Here is a 22,362-nt window from a genome sequence, read left to right on the forward strand (position 1 = left end):
GCATTGAAGCTGTTGCCGCACCGCGCGTTGCCGATGCTGGCCGTGGTGCTCTCGCTGCTGCTGTCCAGTGGCTGTGCGATGGTCACCATGAAGCAGGTGGCGCCGACCGACTACCTCGCCAACAAGCGCGGCGATGTGCTCACCTCTGGCAAGCTCAGCGCCGCCTCGCAGGAGACGCTGAGCGTCATCGGCATGGACGTGGCGCAGTGCGAGAAGGACGTGGCCGCCTGCCAGAAGACGCTGGGGCATACCGACGTGCTTCCTGAGGAGCAGCGCCTGTCCGCGCAGTCCGAGCTGTGGGTGAAGACAGCGCTGGCGCTCACCCCCAAGCCCAAGGACCGCGAAAAGACGCCGATGTCCGATGCGGCACTGGATGCCTGGCTGGAGGCGGCACGCTATGCCTATGCGTACCTGTTCTTCAGTGGCCGCACGCCGTCGGACCGCGCCTTTGAGGATCGCCAGACCCAGGTCCGCGATTACTACAATTACGCCGCCGAACAGACCGCCTCGGTGGTGTTCAAGCGCAGCCGCGAGAGCGCGCTGGAAGGCGAGGATTACAACGCCGCCGTGGCGGGCGAGCGCTGGACGCTGACCGCCGATTTCGATGAGCTGCGCATGCAGACGATCCCGACCCGGATGGTGTCCGCCTCGGCGCTGAGCTTCGCCGGCCTGCGCAGTACTTATCGCCGTGATGGCTTCGGCGCCGAGCTGGTGGTGATCATGGACCCGCCCAAGCTGGTGGCCCCGGCCGATGGCGAAAAGGTGGAGATTCCGCAGTACAGCGAGATGTCGGCGATCAACGCCACCGCGCTGCTGCGTTTCAAGGGCGACACCCTGCAGCAGGTGCTGGATACGACCCAGGTACTGTTCGAGGTGTACTCGCCCGAATCCACCGAGCGCGTGGACCTGCACGGTGAGAAGGTGCCGCTGGCCGGCAACTTCACCGCTGCCTACGGTATCTGGCTGGCCCAGTCCGGCTTTGCCACCCAGTCGCTGCGCACGCTGTTCGGCCTCAGCGAAGGCATCGGTGCGCCGCACATGTACCTGATGCAGCCGTGGGATCCCAACCGCCGCATCATCTTCATGCTGCACGGCCTGGGCAGCAGCCCGGAAGCGTGGGTGAACGTGGCCAACGAGATCATGGGCGATCCCGAGCTGCGCCGGCATTTCCAGGTCTGGCAGGTGTATTACCCCACCAACGCCCCGATCGCGCTCAACCGCTACGAGATCAACCAGGCCTTCAACAACACGCTCAAGCACTTCGACCCGACCGGCAGCACGCCGGCGTCCAAGGACATGGTGTTCATCGGCCACAGCATGGGCGGTGTGCTCGCGCGCCTGCTGGTGACTTCCTCCGGTGATGTGCTGTGGAACGATCTGCTGGCCAACTACGACCTCAAGGGCGAGCGCCTGAAACGGGTGGAAACCAAGCTGGGGCCGCTGCTGCATTTCACTGCCGAACCGAACGTGGAGCGGGCGATCTTCATCGCCGCCCCGCACAAGGGCACGGACATCGCCGGCAATCGGGTGGGGCGCCTGATCGGCCGGCTGGTGCGGTTGCCGATCACCCTGCTGGGCAAGTTCGAGGATGTGTTCGTGACCCTGCAGGAATCCGAATCGGCCAACAGCACGACCAAGCTGCAGATTCCCAACAGCATCGACAACCTCAAGGCCAGCGATCCATTCGTGAAGGCCGCCGGTGCGCTGCCGATCACGCCGGGGCTGAAGTACCACTCGATCATCGCCCAGCGCAAACCGGAAGTGCCGTTGCTGCAGTCCGATGATGGCCTGGTGCCGTACTGGAGCGCGCACCTGGAGGGGGCAGTGTCGGAGAAGGTGATCATCTCCGGGCACAGCGTGCAGGAAACCCCGCAGGCCGTGCTGGAGATCCGCCGCATCCTGCGTGAGGATCTTGAAGAGGTCGGCGACACGCATCCGTAAGGGGCGTGTCCCGCTGAGCGTCAGATCCGCCGCGCGACGACCACGCTCGACAGCGCCAGCACCAGCATGATCGCGAAGGTCAGCAGGTAGCCCAGCACCTCGCGGCCGTCCAGGAACAGCGCGAACAACGAGCCGGAGATCGCCAGCGTGGTCGCCACGCCGAGGGCCTCGCTGAGCTGCAGGGCAGACGTGTTGGCGCCCTGGTGCTCAGGCGCGGACAGCGACAGCGTCAGCACCGACAGGCTGGGGTAGATCAACCCCATGCCCAGCCCGGTCAGCACCCAGCCCACCATCGCCGACCACAGCGGTATGCCGGGCTGGATCGCCAGCGAGGTGGCCAGGATGCCCACGCACATCAACAGCGCGCCGGACTGCAGCAATTGCCGGCGCGACCAGCCGCGCTGCTGATGGCCCTGCAGCCAGGAGCCGGAGAACCAGCCCAGCGCGCCCAGGCTCAGCGCCACACCAGCCAGAACCGGCGTCAAGCCGCGTTCGCGCTGCAGCAGCAGGGGCAGGAAGGCTTCGCAGCCGAAGAACGCCGAGGCGGCGATGCCACGCAGCGCGATCACGCTGGGCAGGCCGCGGCGCAGCATCAACGTGCCGGTTGGCAACAGCTTCCAGCTGCACAGCGCGAGCACCGCCAACGCAGGGCCCAGCAGCGCGATCGCAAACCAGCCCTGTTGTTGCCCGCCGATGTACAGCGCCAGCGCACCCAGGGAGGCACCCACGGCCCAGGGCACCACGTTGCGGCCGGTGCTGCCTGTGGCTACGACGCCGACCTGGCGCAGGGCGGGGCGCAGCAGCAACGCCGCCGGGATCGCCAGCAGCGGCACGATCAGGAACACCCAGCGCCAGCCCAGGTGCTGGACGATCAGGCCGCTGATGCTGGGGCCGATCAACGAGGGCACCACCCAACCGGCGGAGAACGCGGCGAACACCCGCGGTCGCATCGACTCGGGGAAGGAGCGCCCGACCAGCACGTACAGCGCGACCGAAATCGCACCGGCGCCCAGGCCCTGCATCAAGCGGCCCAGCACCAGCACCGGCATGTGCTGGGCGAACCCGGCCACCAGCAGGCCGGCGACGAAGCAGGCCAGACCCAGCCACAGCGGCCGCGCCGGGCCGCCCTGATCACTCCAGCGGCCGGACAGCGTCATCCCGATCACGCTGGTGGCCAGGGTGCCGCCGAATGCCAGCGCGTACAGCCGCAGCCCATCCAGATCATGGGCGACGGTCGGCATCGCCGCGGCCACGGCCAGTGCCTCGAAGGCATGCAGCGAGACCAGCGCGACCATGCCGATCGTGGTGGCGCGGTAGGCCGGTGACAGGATCGAGGGGATCGGGGCGCCCGCCACCGGAGCGGTGGTGGGCGAAGACGAGGCGTCAGCGGACATGCGGATTCCAGACATCGGGAGGAGGGCCGGGCTTGCACTGCACCCCCGGCGGCGCGCAGGATGCCACCTGAACCAAGGTTGAGGTCAAGCAGTGATCGCGCAGGAACTGAGTGTAGGCGACGTCGCCAAGCGGAGTGGTGTGGCCGTATCGGCATTGCATTTCTATGAGCGCAAGGGGCTGATCCGCAGTCTGCGTACCGCCGGCAACCAGCGCCGTTTCGCGCGCGACGTGCTGCGCCGGCTGGCGGTGATCCGCGTCGCCCAGCGGGTCGGGATGCCGCTGGAAGCAGTCGCGACCGCGTTTGCTGCGTTGCCCGAGAACAAGACGCCGACCAAGGCCGAGTGGGCGAAGATGTCGGCGCTGTGGCGCAGTGAGCTGGACCAGCGCATCGAGCAGTTGCTGCTGCTGCGCGACCAGCTCACCGACTGCATCGGCTGCGGCTGCCTGTCCTTGAAGCGCTGCCGCCTGACCAACCCCGGTGATGCGCTCGGCGATCAGGGCGACGGCCCGCGCCGCTGGGAGTAGGGCCGGCCGCTGGGCGGCTCCCGCCTCACCAGACGGTGAAGACCTGCCCGCTCTGTATGCCTTCCACGCTGCGCTGGTAGGCCAGCGATGCGCGCTGCGCGGTCACCGGTTCAAAGCCCGGGAAGTAGGCGCCGTAGTCGTCCACCGATTCGGCCAGCACGTTCGGGCTCACGGCATTGATGCGCAGCCCCCGCGGCAGCAGCTCGCAGGCGGCGGCGCGCACGAAACCTTCCAGCGCGGCATTGGATGCCGTGGCGTTGGCGCCATCGCGGATCGGCTGGGCGCTGATGATGCCGCTGGTCAACGTGATCGAGCCGCCGGTGTTCAGGTGATGCTGGGCGGCCAGACTCAACCGCACCTGGCCGAGTAGTTTGTCCTGCAGGCCGAGGTTGAAGTCGGCCGGCCGCATCTGGGCCAGTGGACCGAAGTGCACCCGGCCGGTGGTCGCGATCACGGCATCGACCTTGCCCACCTTCGCGAACAGGTCCTGCACGCTGGTGTCGTCAGTCAGATCGACCTGCACATCGCCACCGTGGCGGCCGGCGCGGATCAGTTCATGGTGTACGCCGAGCGTGCTGGCGACCGCCTGGCCCAGGGTGCCGCTGGCACCGACAAGCAGGATCTTCATGTGCATGTCTCCCGTAAACGTAGGGGTAGCGCCACGCCATGCGTGGCTGCGTTTGGCCGTCAATCATTTGCCGCCGACAATGCCTGCCCACGCGTGGTCGCCGCGTCGATCGCGCGTGCCACGATGGCCTCGAAACCGTCAGCCTGGAAGCTCTCGATCGCCGCCTGCGTGGTGCCGTTCGGCGAGGTCACGCGGCGACGCAGTTCGGCCGGGGCTTCACCGGATTCATCGAGCATGCGCGAGGCACCGAGCAGCGTCTGTACCACCAGCGTGCGGGCGGCCTCGGCAGGCAGGCCCTGCGCAATGCCAGCCGCTTCCATCGCTTCGGCCAACAGGAACACATAGGCCGGACCACTGCCGGAGACCGCGGTGACGGCATCCATGCGCGCTTCGTCCTCGATCCACACGGTGCGCCCGGCGCTGGCCAGCACGGTATCGGCCTGCGCGCGCTGCGCGGCGCTCACCTCGGCGGTGGCGAACAGCCCGGTCACACCGGCGCCGAGCAGGGCCGGCGTGTTGGGCATCGCACGGACCACGGCCTGGCCGCCACCCAGCCAGCGGTCCAGCTGGCCGCTGGTGATGCCGGCCGCGATGGAGACCACCAGCGGCTGCTTGCCTTGGGCGATATCGGTCAGCGAGGCGCAGACATCGCGCAGCACCTGCGGCTTCACCGCCAGTACCCAGACCGTGCCCTGCGCGGCGGCCTCGGTCGCGCTGGCGTAGGTCTTGATCCCGAACTCGGCCGTCAACTGCTCACGCAGTTCAGTGACCGGCTCGGCGACATGCAGGCTGGCCGGGGCCACGCCCTGGCGGACCAGGCCGGCGATCAGGCTGCGGGCCATGTTGCCGCCGCCGATGAAGGTGATGGGGGACGTACTCATGAACTCTCCTTGGAGCGGGCGGGGCGCTCAGGCCGGTCGCGGGCGTGCGCCGAACAGCGCGGTGCCGATGCGGACCATGGTGGCGCCATGGGCGATGGCCTCAGGGTAATCGCTGCTCATCCCCATCGACAGCGTATCCGCCTGCGGATGCGCTGCGGCCAGCGTGGCGAACAGCGCGGCCATGCGGGTGAAGGCGGCCTGGCGACGCGCGGCGTCCGGCCAGGGCGCCGGGATCGCCATCAGCCCGCGCAGGCGCAGCTGCGGCGCCGCAGCGATGGCGGCCGCGAGCGCGTCGATGTCCTCCGGCGCGCAACCGTGCTTGCTGTCCTCGTCATCGATGTTGACCTGGATCAGCACGTTCAGCGGCGGCTGGCCGGGCGGGCGGTGCGCGGCCAGTGCGGTGACCAGCTTGGGCCGGTCCACGCTCTGCACCCAGTCGAAATGGCGGGCGGCCAGCTCGGCCTTGTTGGACTGCAGATGGCCGATCAGGTGCCACTCCAGGCCCAGCGGTGCCAGCGCCTCGATCTTGGCCACCGCCTCCTGCACGTAGTTCTCCCCGAAGGCCCGCTGGCCCTGCGCGGCCAAGGCCTGCACGGCCTCGGCCGGCTGGGTCTTGGAGACCGCCAGCAGGACCGGATCTGGCCGTCCGGCGGCCACCGCCGCGTTGTGCAGGTTCGTCAGGATGGCAGGCAGGGTCTGGATGGTCACGGCGGGTCCGGTGGATCAGGGGCTGGAGCGTATTGTGCACATCTCGCTCTATACTGCCGCCCGGGGAAAGAACCTTCCAGTCGCAGCAGTCATGGGGAGTAGCAGCGCATGGATATCGCCGAGCTGTTGGCGTTTTCTGTAAAGAACAAAGCGTCGGATCTTCATCTGTCGGCCGGCCTGCCGCCGATGATCCGCGTCGACGGCGATGTCCGCCGCATCAATATTCCGGCCCTGGACCACAAGCAGGTCCACGCGCTGGTGTACGACATCATGTCGGACAAGCAGCGTCGTGATTACGAAGAATTCCTCGAGGTCGATTTCTCGTTCGAGATTCCCTCGCTGGCGCGCTTCCGAGTCAATGCCTTCAATCAGAACCGCGGCGCGGGTGCGGTATTCCGTACCATTCCCTCGGAAGTGCTCACGCTGGAAGACCTGGCCTGCCCGCCGATCTTCCGTGAGCTGATCGATCAGCCGCAGGGCCTGATCCTGGTCACCGGCCCGACCGGTTCGGGCAAGTCGACCACGCTGGCGGCGATGATCGATCACATCAACAAGAACGAATACGGCCACATCCTCACCGTCGAGGATCCGATCGAATTCGTGCACACCTCGCAGAAGTGCCTGATCAACCAGCGCGAAGTGCACCGCGACACGCACGGCTTCAACGAAGCGCTGCGTTCGGCCCTGCGTGAAGACCCGGACATCATCCTGGTCGGCGAACTGCGCGATCTGGAAACGATCCGCCTGGCGCTGACCGCTGCGGAAACCGGCCACCTGGTGTTCGGCACGCTGCACACCAGCTCGGCCGCCAAGACCATCGACCGCATCATCGACGTGTTCCCTGCCGGCGAAAAGCCGATGGTGCGCTCGATGCTGTCCGAGTCGCTGCGCGCGGTGATCTCGCAGGCGCTGCTGAAGAAGGTCGGTGGTGGGCGTACGGCCGCCTGGGAAATCATGGTGGGCACCCCGGCCATCCGCAACCTGATCCGCGAGGACAAGGTCGCGCAGATGTACTCGGCGATCCAGACCGGCCAGCAGATGGGCATGATGACCCTGGACCAGCACCTGCAGGACCTGGTCAAGCGCAGCCTGATCACCCGCAACCAGGCGCGCGAGTACGCCAAGGACAAGCGGATTTTCGAATAGTGGTAGTGCCGGCCGCTGGCCGGCTCCTGAAAACCTTCGGAGTACACCGCGATGAGCACCACCACCATCGACTTCACCTCGTTCCTCAAGCTGATGGCGCACCAGAAGGCGTCGGACCTGTTCATCACCGCGGGCATGCCGCCGGCGATCAAGGTCAACGGCAAGATTTCGCCCATCACCCAGACACCGCTGACGCCGCAGCAGAGCCGCGACCTGGTGTTGAACGTGATGACGCCGGCGCAGCGCGAAGAGTTCGAAAAGACCCACGAGTGCAATTTCGCCATCGGCCTGTCCGGGGTCGGCCGCTTCCGTGTGAGCTGCTTCTACCAGCGCAACCAGGTCGGCATGGTGCTGCGCCGGATCGAGACGCGCATTCCCACCGTGGAAGAGCTGAGCCTGCCGCCGATCATCAAGACGCTGGCGATGACCAAGCGCGGCATCATCCTGTTCGTGGGTGCGACCGGTACCGGCAAGTCCACCTCGCTGGCGGCGATGATCGGCTACCGCAACCACAACTCGACCGGCCACATCATCACCATCGAAGACCCGATCGAGTTCGTCCACAAGCATGAGGGCTGCATCATCACCCAGCGCGAAGTGGGCATCGATACCGACAGCTGGGAAGCGGCGCTGAAGAACACCCTGCGCCAGGCGCCGGACGTGATCATGATCGGCGAGGTGCGTACCCGCGAGGGCATGGACCACGCCATCGCCTTCGCCGAAACCGGCCACCTGGTGCTGTGCACGCTGCACGCCAACAACGCCAACCAGGCGATGGACCGCATCATCAACTTCTTCCCGGAAGACCGTCGCAACCAGCTGCTGATGGATCTCTCGTTGAACCTCAAGGGCGTGGTCGCCCAGCAGCTGATTCCCTCGCCGGATGGCAAGTCGCGCAAGGTTGCCATGGAGATCATGCTCGGCACGCCGCTGGTGCAGGACTACATCCGCGACGGCGAAATCCACAAGCTCAAGGAAGTGATGAAGGACTCTGTCCAGCTGGGCATGAAGACCTTCGATCAAAGTCTGTTCGAGCTCTACCAGGCCGGTGAGATCAGCTACGAAGATGCGCTGCGTTATGCCGATTCGCAGAACGAAGTGCGCCTGCGCATCAAGCTCTCGCAGGGCGGCGATGCACGCACGCTGTCGCAGGGGCTGGACGGGGTGGAGATTTCGGAAGTCCGCTGAGATGGCATCGAACGCACGCTGGGGCGGGATGCTGTTGGCAGCGGGCATGCTGTGTGCGGCTAGCGCCGCGCAGGCGGTAGATCTTCCCGCCTGTACCGATCCGGACGCACCGGCGTGGTATCTGGGGGACGTCGACTCGCTAGACCCCTCGGACGAGGCGGGAATGGTGGACCCGGTTGCCTGGGGTTACGCCGGCGCGCTGCGAGGCAGCAAGGAGCCATCGTTCCGTTGTGGCACGCCGCCTGCGGAGGCGTATCGGTTCGTCTGGGAGCCGCCATTTTCGCCGGGTATTGCGCTGCGGGCGCAGCGTGATGCAGCCGGACATATGTGGATGACTTCACGGAGCATTCCTGAACTGTCAGCACCGGGGTACCCGAAGAAACCGGCGTGGCCATGTGCGGCTGACCGGGAGCTGACCGCAACGGAGTGGGCGTCGGTGGTGGATGCCTTTGATGGCCTGCAGCCTGACGTCCCGGCCCGGTTCGGTCTGGACGGGGAGGGCTGGTACTTCGAATCATTGCGCCAGGGACGGCAGCACTGGGTGTACCGCTGGCAGCCGAAGGCGCTCTCGTTGCGCCAGGCGGGCCGCGCGATGTTGAGGTTGGCGGGGTGTGATGCGCCCCCGGTACGGGATTGAGGACACGCTTCAGTGGCGCATCTGGAAAAGACGCTGGGGCTCTGCGATAGTCGCGCCGTACCGGCCAACCGGAACGCAGGGGGCGCCGGCACCTCGCCGGTATCAACGTATCAGGTGATGGGCATATGGACATGCACGACCCGTATCGGGCGCCGGCGACCGCGCCAATGGCTTCTTCCGTACTGCCAGAGGCGACCTTCGCCGCCACTGACGTCGCAACGTACTACTCGCCACCCGCGTTGAAGATCGCCGCATTGTCACTGACCACGCTGGGTATCTATCCGGTGTACTGGTTCTGGCGCAACTGGCGGGCGATCAAGCATGAAACCGGTGGGGACCAATGGCCGTGGGCGCGGGCCTTGTTCTCGCCGCTGTGGGCGTACCTGTGCTTCAGTGATCTGCGCGATGCCGCCAGCAATCACCTCCGCCCGCTGGCGGTCGCGCCGGGCCTGCTGGGCGCGGCCTACTTCCTGCTGAACTTTTCCAGCCGTCTTCCCAACGGCCTCTGGGTGTTCGCATTGTTCAGCTTCGTTCCGCTGCTGCCGGACAACGGTCTGCTGCGTCGCTACCACCAGGACAAAGGCATGGATATGCGGATGTCCGACCGCTTCGGCGTGTGGCACATCCTGGTGGTGATCTTTGGTGGATTCTTCCTGCTGCTCGCGTTGATCGGCACGCTGCGCGGCGGTGGCGCTTCCTGAGGGCTGGATAATGGTGGCAGTGCGCAACTACGTCCTGATCGACTACGAGAACGTGCAGCCGAAAACCCTGGCGGCGTTGGAGGGGCCGGACTTTCATGTGCTGGTGTTCGTCGGTGTGGCACAGGCGAAGATCAGTATCGATGTCGCTGCCGCACTTCAGGCGCTGGGAACGGGTACACGCTACATCCGCTGCAGTGGCGGTGGCTCCAATGCGTTGGATTTCCACATTGCGTTCTATATCGGTGAGCTGGCGGCTGCGGCGCCTCACTGCAGTTTTCATATCATCTCCAGAGATACGGGCTTCGATCCGCTGGTCAAGCATCTGCGCGCGCGAGGGCTGAGAGTCTCCCGCGCAGCGTCCATCGAAGACCTGTCATTGGCGGGCGATGTGCATACCCCCAGTGGCGCCATGCCGTGTGCGCAGTCCGCATCGGTGTCGGCTACACATCCAGCAGTACTTCCTATGCTGGCGAAGCAAGCGCCGGCCGTGAGTGCTTCCAAAACCACGCCCACGCCGAAGCCAAAGCCAGCTTCCGGTGAGTCTGCCAAGCGTATCGAGCGCATTGTTGTGCTCTTGGGGAAACAGGGAGCGGCAAGACCCAGAACGTCGAAGACACTGGAAAACGCCATCAGTGCGATGTTCCAGAACACCCTGAATGCGGGCGAGCGCACGGCCTTGATCCAGCAGCTGCAGCAGCGCAAATGGGTATCGATCAAGGACAAAAAGGTCACCTACGCGCTGCCAAGCTGATGCACTGCCTGCGGTCTTCTTCGATTGATTAGCCACGCTCATCACCGACAGCACTCCGCACTATCCAATCTCCCCAGCCGACAGGGCTATCGTGGCTCTCCCCCATGACGCCGGCTCACCGGCAGGAGCACCACCATGCAGACACGTGAACTGGGCCGCAGCGGCCTGCGGGTTTCCGCCCTCGGGCTGGGCTGCATGGGGCTGAGCTATGGCTATGGCCCGGCCACCGACCGTACCGAGGCGATCGCCTTGCTGCGCGCGGCGGTCGAGCAGGGGGTCACCTTCTTTGATACCGCCGAAGCCTATGGGCCGTTCCTCAACGAGGAACTGCTCGGCGAGGCGCTGGCCCCGTTCCGCGACCAGCTGGTGATCGCCACCAAGTTCGGCTTCAAGGACGGCCATGCGGATGCGGGCCTGGACAGTCGCCCCGAGCGTATCCGTGCGGTGGCCGAGGCCAGCCTGGCGCGCCTGAAGACCGACCGCATCGATCTTTTCTATCAGCACCGGGTGGATCCGAACGTGCCGATCGAGGACGTGGCCGGCACGGTCAAGGACCTGATCGGCGAGGGCAAGGTGAAGCACTTCGGCTTGTCCGAAGCCGGCGTCGATACCCTCCGCCGCGCGCACGTCGTGCAGCCGGTGACGGCGCTGCAGAGCGAGTATTCCCTGTGGTGGCGTGAGCCGGAACAGGCGGTGCTGCCGGTGCTGGAAGAACTGGGTATCGGCTTCGTGCCGTTCAGCCCGCTCGGCAAGGGCTTCCTGACCGGTGCGATCAACGTGGATACGCAGTTCGCGGCCGATGACTTCCGCAACAGCGTGCCGCGGTTTACAGCTGAAGCGCGCCAGGCCAATCAGGCGTTGGTGGATCGCATCAGCGCGATTGCCGCCGACAAGGGGGCAACGCCGGCGCAGGTCGCATTGGCCTGGCTGCTGGCGCGCAAGCCGTGGATCGTGCCGATTCCGGGCACGACCAAGCTGCACCGCCTGAAGGAAAACCTGGGTGCGGTGGCCGTGGTGTTGAGCGATGCGGAGCTGCAGCAGATCGGTGCGGCGCTGGACAGCGTCGCCATCGTTGGCGATCGCTACAACGCCGAGCGGCAGAAGCTGGTCGCGCGCTGAGCGGGGCGGTGGTGCGCACGACCAACGGTCGTGCGCTACCGGTGCAACGCATCCCGGGTAGGTGCCGACCGTGGGTCGGCACACGCCTCACCCGCGAATGAACGCCAACAGATCCGCGTTGATCACATCCGCATGCGTCGTACACATGCCATGCGGAAAGCCTTTGTAGACCTTCAATGTGCCGTGCTTGAGCAGCTTGATCGCCAGCTCTGCTGAATCCGCGATCGGCACGATCTGATCGTCATCGCCATGCAGGATCAGCACCGGTACGTCGATCTTTTTCAGGTCGTCGGTGAAGTCGGTTTCCGAGAAGGCCTTGATGCAGTCGTAGTGCGCGTTGATCGCGCCCATCATGCCTTGCCGCCACCAGTTGTCGACGATGCCCTGTTGCGGCGGCGTGCCCTCGCGGTTGAAGCCGTAGAAGGGAATCGGCACGTCGCGGTAGAACGCCGCACGGCCCGCGACCAGTGCCTGGCGGAAGCCATCGAAGACCTCCTTCGGCGTGCCGCCCGGGTTGGCCTCGCTTTTGACCATGATCGGCGGCACCGCGCCGATCAGCACCGCCTTGGCCACGCGCCCGGGTTTGGCCTGCGCCACGTAATGGGCGACTTCGCCACCGCCGGTGGAATGGCCGATGTGGATCGCATCGCGCAGGTCCAGGTGATCGGCCAGCGCGTTGACGTCGGCGGCGTAGGTGTCCATCTCATGCCCGCCGCTGGTCTGCGCGGAACGACCATGGCCACGGCGGTCGTGCGCGATCACGCGGTAGCCCTGCAGCAGGAAGAACTGCAGCTGGGTGTCCCAGTCATCGGCGCTGAGCGGCCAGCCGTGATGGAACACGAGGGGCTGACCCTTGCCCCAGTCTTTGTAGAAGATCTCGGTATTGTCGGCGGTGGTGACGTAGGGCATGGCATGGAACTCCTGAGGGAGGGAGGGGCACAGCGGGGTACCTGTGCATGCTGCGTCTAGAGGGTGTTCAGCCGGGATGAAAAGCAGATGTCGGTTTGGCGTCCCGGGGCGACCAGACCGGGGGCCTGAATCAATCTCCCCAGCATCTGTCACGCCGATCGTGTCTAATACCGCTCCCCACGTCACACCCCCACCCTCATGTCCCTTGATTCCCATGGCCCGGCGCCGTGCGACGACGCTGACGGCCACCTGGTCACCGCAGGCCCGCTGACCCCGCCTCCGGACAGTGCCGGCACCGTGGCCGACGAGAAGGCGCTGCGCCATTCCGTGGCCGAGGACGTGCAGGGCATGGTCCTGGCGACCCTGGTCGCCTCGCTCGGCCTGGCGATCTTCGCCAAGGGCGGGCTGATGATCGGCGGCATGGCCGGGCTGGCCTTCCTGGCCCACTACACCTTCGGCTGGAACTTCGGCCTGGTGTTCGTCCTGGTCAACCTGCCGTTCTACTGGGTGGCCGTGCGCCGCATGGGCTGGGAATTCACCCTGAAGACCTTCGCGGCGGTCACCGCCTGCGGCGTGCTGACCGACCTGCTGCCGCGCTGGGCCGATTTCGCCCACATGAGCTCGCTGTACTCGGCCATCGTCGGCGGGGCGCTGGCCGGCCTGGGCATCCTGTTCTACATCCGCCACCGGGCCAGCCTGGGCGGCATCGGCATCCTGGCGGTGTACCTGCAGCGCACCCGCGGCTGGAGCGCCGGCAAGGTGCAGATGTCGTTCGACACGCTGCTGATGTGCGTGGCGTTCTCGGTGCTCTCCCCATCCAAGGTGATGTACTCGGCGATCGGTGCGGTGGTGCTCAGCCTGGTGCTGATGTTCAACCACCGCCCGGGCCGCTACATGGGCGTCTGACGCCCGTTACTCGCCCTGCGGTGGCACCGGCACGACGGTCACGCCGGAGACCCAGCGGCGGCTGCGCAGGTCCAGCGTGGCCACCTGCTCGCCAGGGCCGCGGTACAACCACAGCTGGCAGCACAGGGCATGGTCGCCGGCATAGCTGCTGCGCAGGGCAATGAGCGTGGCGCTGTAGCACTGCTTCCCCGAGCGGATCACGGTGTCGGCGGCGGTATCGAAGGTGTAGCTGCCGGCGCCGCGCCACGGCCAGATGTCGGCCTCGCCCGGATCGGTGCCGGGTGGCACCGGGCAACGCGCCTGCTCGTCGCCGAAGTGCGCCACCCCGTCGCCATCGAGGGTCAGCGCGGCCAGCAGGCGGTCGATGTGCTTGAGCAGGCGCCGGTCGGCCGCGATTGCGGTGGCGTTCGCGTCCAGCGGTTCGCCATCGGCATGCACCGCAGGATCGGCCAGCCGATGCTCGCGGCCGTAGCGCACCTGCAACCGGGTCGTCGGGCTGCGTTCGCGCGGGTCCGCCGACAACGGCCGGTTCAGCAGCAGGGTATCGCCGTAGTAGTCGCCATCGCGGTAGGCGATGTAGCTGACCCCGTCGATGCGCAGCCAGTAAAGGCCCTGATCGCTGCCACGTCCGCTGAGGCCGTACTGGCCCTGCGCCCAGGGGCGCTGCGGATCCAGGGAGGTCGGCACCACGAAGCCGCGCTGCGGATCCCGCCGCAGCATGTCCACCTGCGTGTACAGGCCGGTGCCGCCGCTGTAGGCGCTCTGCACCAGGTCACGCTGGCCGTCGCCATCCAGATCGAGCAGGGAGAGCGACAGCTCGCCCATCTCCACCGGCACGGTGTGCTGGGCATCGGTCTGGCGCAGGTAGCGGCTGACCGCGTCCCAGTCCGCCGGGGTGACGTTGGCCGGGCGCACCAGCGCGGGCAGCGGCGCATCACTGTCACCGGCCACCGGGATCTGCAGGTCGATGCCGGTCTCGTCGCGGTAGCGGGCCAGCACGATATCGATCGGGGCCGGGTCGTCGGCCGGCACTGCGGCGATCTCCGCGCGCAGGCGCTCCAGCACGCCGTCCAGATCGCTTGCGGCAGCCAGCGGGGGCAGGCTCAGGGCAGCGAGCAGCGCAGCCCGCACTACCGGGTGCGTCACTTCTGGCGCCAGGCAGGCGTGAGGGTGTCGATACGCTTGAACACCGGGCAGTCCGGGCTGTGCGCGCCGGGCAGGTAGCCCAGGCTCATCAGGAACTCGCCGGTGATCTCCCCGCCGGTGAAGCGGAAGGTCTTCTTGAACAGCTTCACCCAGGCCGCCTTGTCCAGCGGATGGTGGGCATCCAGCCAGGCAACGAAGCTGCCATGGCTGCCCCGCAGCTGCTGGATCACCTGGGCGTTGTGGACCGCCGCGTGCACCTTGAGCCGGTTGCGGATGATGCGGGCATCGTTGAGCAGGCGCTCGATGTCGCGCTCGCCATAGGCGGCTACCGTGTCCACGTCGAAACCGTCGTAGGCCGCGCGGAAGCCCTCGCGCTTCTTCAGGATGGTCTCCCAGCTCAGGCCGGCCTGGTTGATCTCCAGGATCAGGCGCTCGAACAGTTCGCGCTCCTCGCGCTGCGGGAAGCCGTACTCGTGGTCATGGTAGTGACCGTGGACCGGATGGCCGGGGGCGATGAGGCAGTAACCGGACACGTGCAGCTCCTTGCGATGGCGGATCAGGCATGCGGGCCGGGGCACGCGTGCAGGCCTGCATTATGTCAGCGCGAAAGCGCACATCACGGCCAGCGGCTAGAATGGGGCCATGTCTGAACTGTCTACTTCGCTTGCCCACCACCTGCTGGTCGCGCTGCCGTCGCTGACCGACCCCACCTTTGCCCGTACCGTGGCGCTGATCTGCCAGCACGACGAGAACGGCGCGATGGGCGTGCTGGTCAACCAGCCCTCCGAGTACACCCTCGGCGAGGTGCTGGCCCAGATGGACATCACCACCACCAGTGACACGCTGCCTGGCCAGATCGTGCTCAACGGCGGCCCGGTGCATCCCGAGCGCGGCTTCGTGATCCATGACGATGCGCGCAACTGGGATTCCAGCCTGGCCGTGGGCGAGGGCGTGTTCCTCACCACCTCGCGCGACATCCTTGAAGCCATGGCCCGTGGTGAAGGCCCGCGCAATGCGCTGGTCACCCTGGGCTGCGCCGGCTGGAGCGAAGGGCAGCTGGAATCCGAGCTGGCCGAGAACAGCTGGCTGGCCGTGCCGGCCGATGCCGAGCTGTTGTTCAGCACCCCGTTTGAACAGCGTTGGCAAGGTGCGGCGGCACGTATCGGCGTGGACCTGTTCCGCCTCACCGATTACAGCGGCCATGTCTGAGCCGGCCACGCCAGCGCCCGCCACGCCCGCGCCGCCGACCATCCGCCGTGATGGCACGGTGCTCGGCTTCGATGTCGGTTCGCGCCGCATCGGCGTGGCCATCGGCAGCTCGTTCGGCACCCATGCGCGTGCGATCGCGGTGGTCGATGTCCACGGCAACGGCCCGGACTGGACCGCGGTGGAGCGCCTGATCAAAGAGTGGCGGCCGGACGGCCTGGTGGTCGGCGACCCGCTGACCCTGGACGGCCAGGACCAGCCCAACCGCAAGCGTGCGCAGGGCTTTGCCCGCCAGCTGCGGGAACGATTCAAACTGCCGGTGGTGCTGGTCGACGAGCGTTCCAGCTCGGTCGAGGCGGCACGCCGGTTCGCGGTCGAGCGCGCCGAAGGCCGCAAACGCCGTCGCGATGCCGCTGCACTCGATGCAGTGGCCGCGGCGGTGATCATCGAACGCTGGCTCTCCTGCCCGGATGACGCCACCCCCGTTTCCTGACCCTCAGACCCTGCCCATGACCGCCTCGCAACTCGATTCCGATGGACGCCTGCGCCACCTGCTGACCCTGGAAGGTCTGCCCCGCGAAACCCTGCTGCAGCTGCTCGACCGCGCCGGCCAGATCCGCGATGCGGCCGTTGGCCGGGTCGGCAACAAGCGTCACGTGCTCGGTGGCTCGGCGGTCTGCACGCTGTTCTTCGAACCGTCCACGCGCACCCGCAGCTCATTCCAGCTGGCCGCGCAGCGGCTGGGCGCGGACGTGCTGAACTTCGACGCCTCCACGTCCTCGACCCGCAAGGGCGAGACCGCCTGCGACACGCTGAAGAACCTGGAGGCGATGGGTGTGCGCGGTTTCGTCGTCCGGCATCCCGACGATGGCGCTGTGGCGGCGCTGGCCGCCGCAGCGGGCGAGGGCACTGCCCTGGTCAACGCCGGTGACGGCCGCAGCTCGCACCCGACCCAGGGCCTGCTGGACATGCTGACCCTGCGCCAGGCCAAGGGCAGCGATTTCTCGAAGATGAAGGTGATCATCGTCGGCGACGTGAAGCACTCGCGCGTGGCCCGCACCGACCTGCATGCCCTGCGCACGCTGGGCGTCGGCGAGATCCGCGTGTGCGGCCCGCAGTCGCTGCTGCCGGACGATGACACCCTCAAGGGCTGCATCGTCGGCGACGATTTCGACGCCATGCTGGAAGGCGCCGATGCGCTGATGATGCTGCGCCTGCAGCGCGAGCGCATGGAAGAAGGCCTGGTGCCCTCGCTGGAGCAGTACCACGCCCAGTACGGCCTGGATGCCGCGCGCTTGAAGCGTGCCGGCACCGATGCCGCCGTGTTGCACCCGGGCCCGATCAACCGCGGCGTGGAGGTCACCGACGAAGTGGCTGATGGCCCGCAGTCGTGGGTGTTGCGCCAGGTCGCCAACGGCGTCGCCGTGCGCATGGCGGTGCTGGAAACGTTGCTGGGGTAAGTGTCATGGGTATCGAACCGCACACGATACCCATGAAAGGTAGTGCCGGCCGCTGGCCGGCTCTGCCGCATTCAACCGCAGCCGGTCAGCGGCCGGCACTACCGGTCATGTGGCCACAGGGTCCACGCGTACGGGTAGTCTCCGATCTGCTCTGAAAGCCCTGCACGGATCGGATTGCCGAGGATGTAAAGGGCGTGCCGATGCAGCGACTCGTCGCAACGCACGGCGTGATCGTGGTAACCGGCTTGCCAGAACGAACCACCACGACCCAGCGATCGATTGATCGCCAACGCAGTCGATGATTTCAAGCGTCGAGCGATATCGGCAAGTGGCTTAGCTTCCAGTTCCACCAACCAGTGCAGATGGTCGGGCATGACCACCCAGGCAAGGGATCGTACGTATCCACGTTCGTCCATTTCCTTCAGGTGCGACATGGCAATTGCGGAAACCTCGGGATCCACAAACCAGCGCCTACGGTGATGGCAGACCATGGTCAGGACATAGGTCTGTCCTGGAATGGAACAGCGCCCCACGCGTAGTCGAGAAGAACTCATGCTGCATCGTGAGTGATGCCGCAGCGCCATGATATCGGCCAATGGCGCAAACCGTTATCGCCGAAGACCCAAACAAGGTAGTGCCGGCCGCTGGCCGGCTTCACGAAGCGTATGCGATTGATGACGGTTTGCTGCAGAGCCGGCCAGCGGCCGGCACTACCAGATTCGCTGTCCCATCAGCCAATCATCGCTTCTGCGCGAACATCCACGCCCACATCGCGTCGTCGGCATACGTGGCGTCCCAGGCGTTGTGGTTGCCCTGTGGGTACTCGGTGTAACGCACGTCCTTTGCGCCAGCCTGCTGGAACGCGGCGTGCAGTTTGCGGTCGTCCTCCGGCGGCACCAGGTCGTCCAGCGCGCCATGGAACATCCAGATCGGGACGTTGCGCAGGCGCTGGGCAATGGCGGCGTACGGGTCGCTCTGGCCGGCCACGGCCTCCACCTGCAGGTCCGGGCGACTCTGGTGCGGGGACAGCACCGCGCCGCAGACCGGCACGATCGCGGCAAACCGGTCCGGGTGCTCCAGCGCGATGTTCCAGCTGCCGTAGCCGCCCATCGACATCCCGGTCAGGTACTGCCGCTGCGGGTCGGCACCAAACTCGGCGATGGCGGCATCCAGCGCGGCCAGCGCGATGCGGTTGTTCTCGCCCGACCACTCCTGGTCATCCGGCGTCTGCGGCAGCACGACCAGCGCGGGGAAGGTGGAGGCGTGCTGGCGCAGGTACGGCCCCAGCCCGGCCTGGGTCTGGCGGCGGCCGTCGCGGCCACGCTCACCGGAACCATGCAGGAACAGCACCACGGGCAGTTCGCCGCGTGAGGCGCCTACCGTGCGCGGCACGAATACCTGGTAATACGCGGTCTGCCCATCCACTTTCACCGCACGGCCGACGAACTGGCCACCGGAGGCCGCCGGAGTGCTCGCACAGCCGCCCACCGTCATCATCGCCACCGCCCACAGCAGCCATCCACCCCAGCGTCGTGCCATTGTCGTGCCCTGATTGAAATCGTTTTCAGTCTAGGCCCGGTGGCGCGCTGGAGCATCTTGCAGTGCATCAGTGCGGGTGCGGGGCCGCGGCGAGGATGTCCAGCTGTTCGATCGCTTCGGGGTGACCGTCGGCGGCGGCCGCCTGCACCTGTGCCAAGCTGGGGTGGACCACCAGCAGGATCGGGTTCTCACACTGCGGGCAGTCGAACTGGGCTTCGTCTTCGTGCAGTTCCATCGGCATCTGCCGCGCGCTGCCCTGCCATTCGCAGGCGGCGCAGGTATAGGTCGCGTCGCGCCAGCCGGGGACGAAGTAGTTGTCGAGGGTCAGGGCCATGCGGGGTCCAGGGTCAGTGCAGCAGGATCAGGGAGGCCAGGCCGAGGAAGCTGAAGAAGCCCATGACGTCGGTGACGGCGGTGACCACCACGGTACCGGCCACGGCCGGGTCCACGTTCATGCGCTTGAGCAGCAGCGGCAGCAGGACGCCGGCCAGGGCCGCGGCGCAGAAGTTGATGATCAGCGCCATCGTGATCACCAGCGAGAGCAGGAAACTGTGGAACCAGAGGTAGGCGATGATGCCGACCACGGTGCCGATCAGGGTGCCGTTGATCAGCGCGACCCGTGATTCCTTCCACAGCAGGATGCGCGCGTTGCTCTGGCCGACCTGGCCCAGCGCGATGCCGCGCACCATCAGGGTCAGTACCTGCACGGCGGCATTGCCGCCCACGCCGGCTACGATCGGCATCAGCACGGCCAGCGCCACCACTTTCTGCAGGGTCAGCTCGAACTGGCCGATCACGCTGGCCGCCAGGAACGCGGTGCACAGGTTGATGCCCAGCCAGACCACGCGGCCGCGCACGGCGCGCTTGATCGGCGAGAACAGATCTTCCTCTTCGTCCAGACCGGCGGCGCCCAGCGCCTGGTGCTCGGCCTGCGACCGGATGATGTCGACCACGTCATCGATGGTGATGCGCCCGAGCAGGATGTTGTTGTCGTCCACCACCGGGGCGGAGACCCAGTCATGATCGGAGAACTGGCGCGCGACTTCATCGGCGCTTTCGCCGACATCGATCGCCGGCTGCTCGTCATCGATCAGGCGGTTGATCGGGGTGTTGTCCTCGTGCGTCACCAGCGCGGCCAGCGACAGGCGGCCGAGGTACTGATGGCGGCGGCTGACCACGAACAGGTGATCGGTGTGGTCGGGCAGTTCGCCACGCAGGCGCAGGTAACGCAGCACCACATCGACATTGACGTCGGCGCGCACGGTCACCACGTCCGGGTTCATCAGGCGGCCGGCGCTGTCCTCGGGGTACGACAGCACCTGCTCGAGCCGCTCGCGGTTCTCGCGGTCCATCGACTTGAGCACTTCATCGATGACCGTGTCCGGCAGGTCTTCGACCAGATCGGCAAGGTCATCGATGTCCAGATCTTCGACCGCGGCGATGATTTCGTCCGGGTCCATGTCGGCCAGCAGGCTTTCGCGCACTTCCTCGCCGACGTGGACCAGCACCTCGCCGTCGTCTTCCGGATCGACCAGGCCCCAGACAATCTCGCGCTTGCCCGGGGGCAGCGATTCGAGCAGGTTGCCGATTTCCGCCGGCGCCAGGGTGTTGACCAATCGACGGACCGGACCCAACCGCCCGCTGTCCAGTGCATCGGACAACAGCCGCAGCTGGCGCGCCGTCTTGTCGTGGCGTACGGCTTCGGCCATGCGCAGCTCCTGCGGAAAAAGAAAAGGCCGCTATCCGGTAGAGGATGCGGCATGGGCGGTGGTCACCGCGTCATTATCGCGCGCTTACATGTCAATCCGGTAGGCCATCACCGTAGGCGATGCCAACCGTCATGCCGTCGCCAGGCTCGCCTTCTCGATCCAGCGTTCGATCCCGCGGCGGTCGCGTGCCTGCAGCAGCTTGGGCGCCATCGCCTGCAGCACCGACAGATCGCTGTCGCGCACCGCGCGGCGCACTTCCAGCAGCGTGCCCGGGTGCAGGCTGAATTCCGTCAGGCCCAGGGCCAGCAGCAGGCGGGTCATCAACGGGTCGCCGGCGATCTCGCCGCACACCGCCACCGGAATGTTGTACGCCTGGCCGGTGCGCAGGATGTGCGCGAGCAGGCGCACAACTGCGGGGTGCAGCGGCGAGTACAGTTCGCCGACCGCCTCGTTGTTGCGGTCGGCGGCAAGCAGGTACTGGACCAGGTCGTTGGTGCCGATCGAGAGGAAGTCGACCAGATCGATGAAACTCTCCAGCGCGATCGCCGCGGCCGGCACTTCGATCATCGCGCCGAACGGGATGTGCTCGGCCACTTCGTGGCCTTCCGCGCGCAGCAGCTCGGCCTGCTTGGCCAGGCGTCGGCGGACCGCAAGGATTTCCTCGCGGGTGCTCACCATCGGGATCAGGATGCGCAGCTTGCCGTAGGCCGAGGCGCGCAGGATCGCGCGCAGCTGGGTGTCGGCCACCTTCGGCCGCGCCAGCGACAGGCGCACACCACGCAGGCCCAGCGCCGGGTTTTCTTCGTTGCTCAGGGTCAGCCCGGTGCGGTCGGCCTTGTCCGCGCCCAGGTCCAGGGTGCGGATGGTGACCGGCCGACCGCTCATGCCGAGGGCGGCATCGCGGTAGGTCTCGAACTGCTCCTGCTCGTCCGGCAGCTCGTTGCGCTGCAGGAACAAGAATTCGGTGCGGTACAGGCCCAGCCCGTGTGCGCCCAGCGCATGCGCCTGGGTGACGTCTTCGCTGGACTCGGCATTGGCGAGCAGGGCGATATCGACGTTGTCGCGGGTGCGGCTGGGTTTGGTGCGCAGGCGCCCGAGTTCGCGCTGCTCGCGCGCGTGCTCACGCAGGCGCACGCGGTAGTCGCGCAGGTCCTGTGCCTGGGGGTTGATGGTGACCGTGCCATCGCTGCCGTCCATGATCAGCACGTCGCCATCGGCGACCTTCTGCAGCACGTTCGGGACGTTGACGATCAACGGCAGGTGCAGGCTGCGCGCCAGGATCGCGCTGTGCGAGAGCGCGCTGCCCCCGGCGGTGACGATGCCGACCACACCGTGGGCCTGCAGCTGGGCCAGCTCGGAGGGCGCGATGTTGTCGCAGATCAGGATCTCGCCGGCCATGCCTTTGACGTCCGGCGGGCGCTTCTGCAGGAAGGCATGGATGCGGCCGATCACATGGTCCAGATCGTCCATGCGGCTCTTCAGGTAGGCATCGTCCATGCCGTCGAAGACCTTGGCCAGGCGGTCGCGCTGCACGCGCAAGGCGTAGCCGGCGCTGTACGGGCCACTGCGGATCAGTTCGTCCAGGCCGAACAGCAGTTCGGGGTCATCCAGCAGCAGGGCATGCAGGTCGAGGAATTCGCCGACCTCCTGGTTGAGCGCGCCATGCAGGCGCTGGCGCAGCTCGTGCATTTCGCCACGGGCCGCTTCCACGGCCACGTGCAGGCGCTCCAGCTCAGCCTCGATCTTGGCCGGCGCAATGCGCTGCTCGGCCACTTCCAGGGCATGCGGCAGGCGCACCCGGGCACGGCCCAGGGCGTTACCGCGCGAGGCACCGTGGCCGGACAACAGCATCGCCCCGGACGCGGTC

At 66.8% G+C, this 22,362-nt stretch carries 24 protein-coding genes; 12 read left to right on the plus strand and 12 right to left on the minus strand.

Annotation, left to right across the window (positions count from 1 at the left end; all coding sequences use genetic code 11):
* Positions 1-33 precede the first annotated feature (33 nt).
* Positions 34-1,941 carry an alpha/beta fold hydrolase gene (locus ABE463_RS13515; RefSeq protein WP_259261408.1) on the plus strand — a complete coding sequence of 636 codons (1,908 nt, stop codon included), beginning with the start codon at positions 34-36 and terminating at the stop codon, positions 1,939-1,941.
* 20 nt (positions 1,942-1,961) lie between these two features.
* On the opposite strand, the gene ABE463_RS13520 is transcribed toward ABE463_RS13515, so the two are convergent.
* Positions 1,962-3,335, minus strand: a complete 1,374-nt coding sequence (locus ABE463_RS13520; RefSeq protein ID WP_346468520.1) for an MFS transporter — start codon at positions 3,333-3,335, stop codon at positions 1,962-1,964.
* 91 nt (positions 3,336-3,426) lie between these two features.
* Here ABE463_RS13520 and soxR point away from each other — a divergent pair, with 91 nt between their 5' ends.
* The gene (soxR, locus tag ABE463_RS13525; protein ID WP_184997011.1) at positions 3,427-3,861 is read left to right on the plus strand and encodes a redox-sensitive transcriptional activator SoxR; all 435 of its coding nucleotides are present in this window, start codon (positions 3,427-3,429) and stop codon (positions 3,859-3,861) included.
* Between the two features lie 25 nt (positions 3,862-3,886).
* Here the strand turns inward: soxR and ABE463_RS13530 are convergent, their stop codons facing one another.
* The 3 genes from ABE463_RS13530 to ABE463_RS13540 are packed head-to-tail and all read right to left on the minus strand — an operon-like array spanning position 3,887 to position 6,078.
* Complete coding sequence (locus ABE463_RS13530; RefSeq protein WP_346468522.1) at positions 3,887-4,489, minus strand: short chain dehydrogenase; 603 nt, start codon at positions 4,487-4,489, stop codon at positions 3,887-3,889.
* Positions 4,490-4,548: 59 nt separating this feature from the next.
* The gene (proC, locus tag ABE463_RS13535; protein ID WP_346468523.1) at positions 4,549-5,370 is read right to left on the minus strand and encodes a pyrroline-5-carboxylate reductase; all 822 of its coding nucleotides are present in this window, start codon (positions 5,368-5,370) and stop codon (positions 4,549-4,551) included.
* 27 nt (positions 5,371-5,397) lie between these two features.
* Complete coding sequence (locus ABE463_RS13540) at positions 5,398-6,078, minus strand: YggS family pyridoxal phosphate-dependent enzyme (protein ID WP_346468524.1); 681 nt, start codon at positions 6,076-6,078, stop codon at positions 5,398-5,400.
* Positions 6,079-6,186: 108 nt separating this feature from the next.
* Between ABE463_RS13540 and ABE463_RS13545 the strand changes: the two genes are divergently transcribed.
* The 6 genes from ABE463_RS13545 (at position 6,187) to ABE463_RS13570 (ending at position 11,620) form a co-directional block, all read left to right on the plus strand.
* Positions 6,187-7,224, plus strand: coding sequence for a type IV pilus twitching motility protein PilT (locus ABE463_RS13545; protein ID WP_019185385.1), 1,038 nt, complete (start codon positions 6,187-6,189; stop codon positions 7,222-7,224).
* Between the two features lie 51 nt (positions 7,225-7,275).
* Positions 7,276-8,412 carry a PilT/PilU family type 4a pilus ATPase gene (locus ABE463_RS13550; protein WP_123728545.1) on the plus strand — a complete coding sequence of 379 codons (1,137 nt, stop codon included), beginning with the start codon at positions 7,276-7,278 and terminating at the stop codon, positions 8,410-8,412.
* A 1-nt stretch (position 8,413) separates the two neighbouring features.
* Positions 8,414-9,049 (plus strand): hypothetical protein, encoded by a 636-nt coding sequence (locus ABE463_RS13555; RefSeq protein ID WP_346468525.1) that lies wholly within the window; start codon positions 8,414-8,416, stop codon positions 9,047-9,049.
* Positions 9,050-9,216: 167 nt separating this feature from the next.
* Positions 9,217-9,750, plus strand: a complete 534-nt coding sequence (locus ABE463_RS13560; RefSeq protein WP_346468526.1) for a hypothetical protein — start codon at positions 9,217-9,219, stop codon at positions 9,748-9,750.
* Between the two features lie 19 nt (positions 9,751-9,769).
* On the plus strand, positions 9,770-10,501 hold the full coding sequence (locus tag ABE463_RS13565) for a PIN domain-containing protein (protein ID WP_346468527.1): 732 nt from the start codon (positions 9,770-9,772) through the stop codon (positions 10,499-10,501).
* A 135-nt stretch (positions 10,502-10,636) separates the two neighbouring features.
* Complete coding sequence (locus tag ABE463_RS13570) at positions 10,637-11,620, plus strand: aldo/keto reductase (RefSeq protein WP_346468528.1); 984 nt, start codon at positions 10,637-10,639, stop codon at positions 11,618-11,620.
* Positions 11,621-11,707: 87 nt separating this feature from the next.
* Here ABE463_RS13570 and ABE463_RS13575 read toward each other — a convergent pair whose 3' ends face one another.
* The gene (locus ABE463_RS13575) at positions 11,708-12,529 is read right to left on the minus strand and encodes an alpha/beta hydrolase (RefSeq protein WP_346468529.1); all 822 of its coding nucleotides are present in this window, start codon (positions 12,527-12,529) and stop codon (positions 11,708-11,710) included.
* Between the two features lie 198 nt (positions 12,530-12,727).
* On the opposite strand from ABE463_RS13575, the gene ABE463_RS13580 reads away from it, so the two are divergent.
* On the plus strand, positions 12,728-13,435 hold the full coding sequence (locus tag ABE463_RS13580; RefSeq protein WP_123728550.1) for a YitT family protein: 708 nt from the start codon (positions 12,728-12,730) through the stop codon (positions 13,433-13,435).
* 6 nt (positions 13,436-13,441) lie between these two features.
* Here the strand turns inward: ABE463_RS13580 and ABE463_RS13585 are convergent, their stop codons facing one another.
* Together ABE463_RS13585 and ABE463_RS13590 are read right to left on the minus strand one after the other, a co-directional pair.
* Positions 13,442-14,581, minus strand: a complete 1,140-nt coding sequence (locus ABE463_RS13585; protein ID WP_346468530.1) for a hypothetical protein — start codon at positions 14,579-14,581, stop codon at positions 13,442-13,444.
* On the minus strand, positions 14,578-15,114 hold the full coding sequence (locus ABE463_RS13590) for a DNA-3-methyladenine glycosylase I (protein ID WP_346468531.1): 537 nt from the start codon (positions 15,112-15,114) through the stop codon (positions 14,578-14,580). The genes ABE463_RS13585 and ABE463_RS13590 overlap by 4 nt, the downstream gene beginning before the upstream one ends.
* 109 nt (positions 15,115-15,223) lie before the next feature.
* Here ABE463_RS13590 and ABE463_RS13595 point away from each other — a divergent pair, with 109 nt between their 5' ends.
* Genes ABE463_RS13595 through ABE463_RS13605 form a run of 3 tightly spaced genes read left to right on the plus strand, consistent with a single transcriptional unit; the run spans position 15,224 to position 17,247 of the window.
* Complete coding sequence (locus tag ABE463_RS13595) at positions 15,224-15,790, plus strand: YqgE/AlgH family protein (RefSeq protein ID WP_259261241.1); 567 nt, start codon at positions 15,224-15,226, stop codon at positions 15,788-15,790.
* Positions 15,783-16,280, plus strand: coding sequence for a Holliday junction resolvase RuvX (ruvX, locus tag ABE463_RS13600; protein WP_346468532.1), 498 nt, complete (start codon positions 15,783-15,785; stop codon positions 16,278-16,280). Before ABE463_RS13595 ends, ruvX begins: the two co-directional genes overlap by 8 nt.
* Positions 16,281-16,296: 16 nt before the next feature.
* Positions 16,297-17,247 (plus strand): aspartate carbamoyltransferase catalytic subunit, encoded by a 951-nt coding sequence (locus ABE463_RS13605; RefSeq protein ID WP_123728554.1) that lies wholly within the window; start codon positions 16,297-16,299, stop codon positions 17,245-17,247.
* Positions 17,248-17,345: 98 nt separating this feature from the next.
* Here the strand turns inward: ABE463_RS13605 and ABE463_RS13610 are convergent, their stop codons facing one another.
* The 5 genes from ABE463_RS13610 to ptsP all read right to left on the minus strand — a co-directional run bounded on the left by ABE463_RS13610 (position 17,346) and on the right by ptsP (position 22,346).
* Positions 17,346-17,801: a transposase gene (locus ABE463_RS13610; protein WP_346468533.1), complete on the minus strand. Its 456-nt coding sequence runs from the start codon at positions 17,799-17,801 to the stop codon at positions 17,346-17,348.
* Between the two features lie 184 nt (positions 17,802-17,985).
* A complete protein-coding gene (locus ABE463_RS13615; protein WP_346468534.1) occupies positions 17,986-18,786 on the minus strand; it encodes a prolyl oligopeptidase family serine peptidase in 801 nt (266 codons plus the stop codon).
* Positions 18,787-18,853: 67 nt separating this feature from the next.
* Positions 18,854-19,120, minus strand: coding sequence for a hypothetical protein (locus ABE463_RS13620; protein ID WP_346468535.1), 267 nt, complete (start codon positions 19,118-19,120; stop codon positions 18,854-18,856).
* A 13-nt stretch (positions 19,121-19,133) separates the two neighbouring features.
* On the minus strand, positions 19,134-20,495 hold the full coding sequence (mgtE, locus tag ABE463_RS13625) for a magnesium transporter (RefSeq protein WP_088432828.1): 1,362 nt from the start codon (positions 20,493-20,495) through the stop codon (positions 19,134-19,136).
* Positions 20,496-20,624: 129 nt separating this feature from the next.
* Positions 20,625-22,346: a phosphoenolpyruvate--protein phosphotransferase gene (gene ptsP / locus ABE463_RS13630; protein WP_346468536.1), complete on the minus strand. Its 1,722-nt coding sequence runs from the start codon at positions 22,344-22,346 to the stop codon at positions 20,625-20,627.
* Positions 22,347-22,362: the final 16 nt, after the last annotated feature.

Source organism: Stenotrophomonas sp. TWI819 (assembly GCF_039673075.1).
Taxonomy (GTDB): domain Bacteria; phylum Pseudomonadota; class Gammaproteobacteria; order Xanthomonadales; family Xanthomonadaceae; genus Stenotrophomonas; species Stenotrophomonas rhizophila_B.

What these genes read in the sequence shown, in the direction of transcription:
- ABE463_RS13515 (WP_259261408.1), top strand. Translation starts at nt 34, where the DNA reads ATGCTGGCCGTGGTGCTCTCGCTGCTGCTGTCCAGTGGCTGTGCGATG.
- ABE463_RS13520 (WP_346468520.1), bottom strand. Translation starts at nt 3,335, where the DNA reads ATGTCCGCTGACGCCTCGTCTTCGCCCACCACCGCTCCGGTGGCGGGC.
- ABE463_RS13530 (WP_346468522.1), bottom strand. Translation starts at nt 4,489, where the DNA reads ATGAAGATCCTGCTTGTCGGTGCCAGCGGCACCCTGGGCCAGGCGGTC.
- proC (WP_346468523.1), bottom strand. Translation starts at nt 5,370, where the DNA reads ATGAGTACGTCCCCCATCACCTTCATCGGCGGCGGCAACATGGCCCGC.
- ABE463_RS13545 (WP_019185385.1), top strand. Translation starts at nt 6,187, where the DNA reads ATGGATATCGCCGAGCTGTTGGCGTTTTCTGTAAAGAACAAAGCGTCG.
- ABE463_RS13550 (WP_123728545.1), top strand. Translation starts at nt 7,276, where the DNA reads ATGAGCACCACCACCATCGACTTCACCTCGTTCCTCAAGCTGATGGCG.
- ABE463_RS13555 (WP_346468525.1), top strand. Translation starts at nt 8,414, where the DNA reads ATGGCATCGAACGCACGCTGGGGCGGGATGCTGTTGGCAGCGGGCATG.
- ABE463_RS13560 (WP_346468526.1), top strand. Translation starts at nt 9,217, where the DNA reads ATGGCTTCTTCCGTACTGCCAGAGGCGACCTTCGCCGCCACTGACGTC.
- ABE463_RS13570 (WP_346468528.1), top strand. Translation starts at nt 10,637, where the DNA reads ATGCAGACACGTGAACTGGGCCGCAGCGGCCTGCGGGTTTCCGCCCTC.
- ABE463_RS13575 (WP_346468529.1), bottom strand. Translation starts at nt 12,529, where the DNA reads ATGCCCTACGTCACCACCGCCGACAATACCGAGATCTTCTACAAAGAC.
- ABE463_RS13580 (WP_123728550.1), top strand. Translation starts at nt 12,728, where the DNA reads ATGTCCCTTGATTCCCATGGCCCGGCGCCGTGCGACGACGCTGACGGC.
- ABE463_RS13595 (WP_259261241.1), top strand. Translation starts at nt 15,224, where the DNA reads ATGTCTGAACTGTCTACTTCGCTTGCCCACCACCTGCTGGTCGCGCTG.
- ruvX (WP_346468532.1), top strand. Translation starts at nt 15,783, where the DNA reads ATGTCTGAGCCGGCCACGCCAGCGCCCGCCACGCCCGCGCCGCCGACC.
- ABE463_RS13605 (WP_123728554.1), top strand. Translation starts at nt 16,297, where the DNA reads ATGACCGCCTCGCAACTCGATTCCGATGGACGCCTGCGCCACCTGCTG.
- ABE463_RS13610 (WP_346468533.1), bottom strand. Translation starts at nt 17,801, where the DNA reads ATGAGTTCTTCTCGACTACGCGTGGGGCGCTGTTCCATTCCAGGACAG.
- ABE463_RS13615 (WP_346468534.1), bottom strand. Translation starts at nt 18,786, where the DNA reads ATGGCACGACGCTGGGGTGGATGGCTGCTGTGGGCGGTGGCGATGATG.
- ABE463_RS13620 (WP_346468535.1), bottom strand. Translation starts at nt 19,120, where the DNA reads ATGGCCCTGACCCTCGACAACTACTTCGTCCCCGGCTGGCGCGACGCG.
- mgtE (WP_088432828.1), bottom strand. Translation starts at nt 20,495, where the DNA reads ATGGCCGAAGCCGTACGCCACGACAAGACGGCGCGCCAGCTGCGGCTG.
- ptsP (WP_346468536.1), bottom strand. Translation starts at nt 22,346, where the DNA reads ATGCTGTTGTCCGGCCACGGTGCCTCGCGCGGTAACGCCCTGGGCCGT.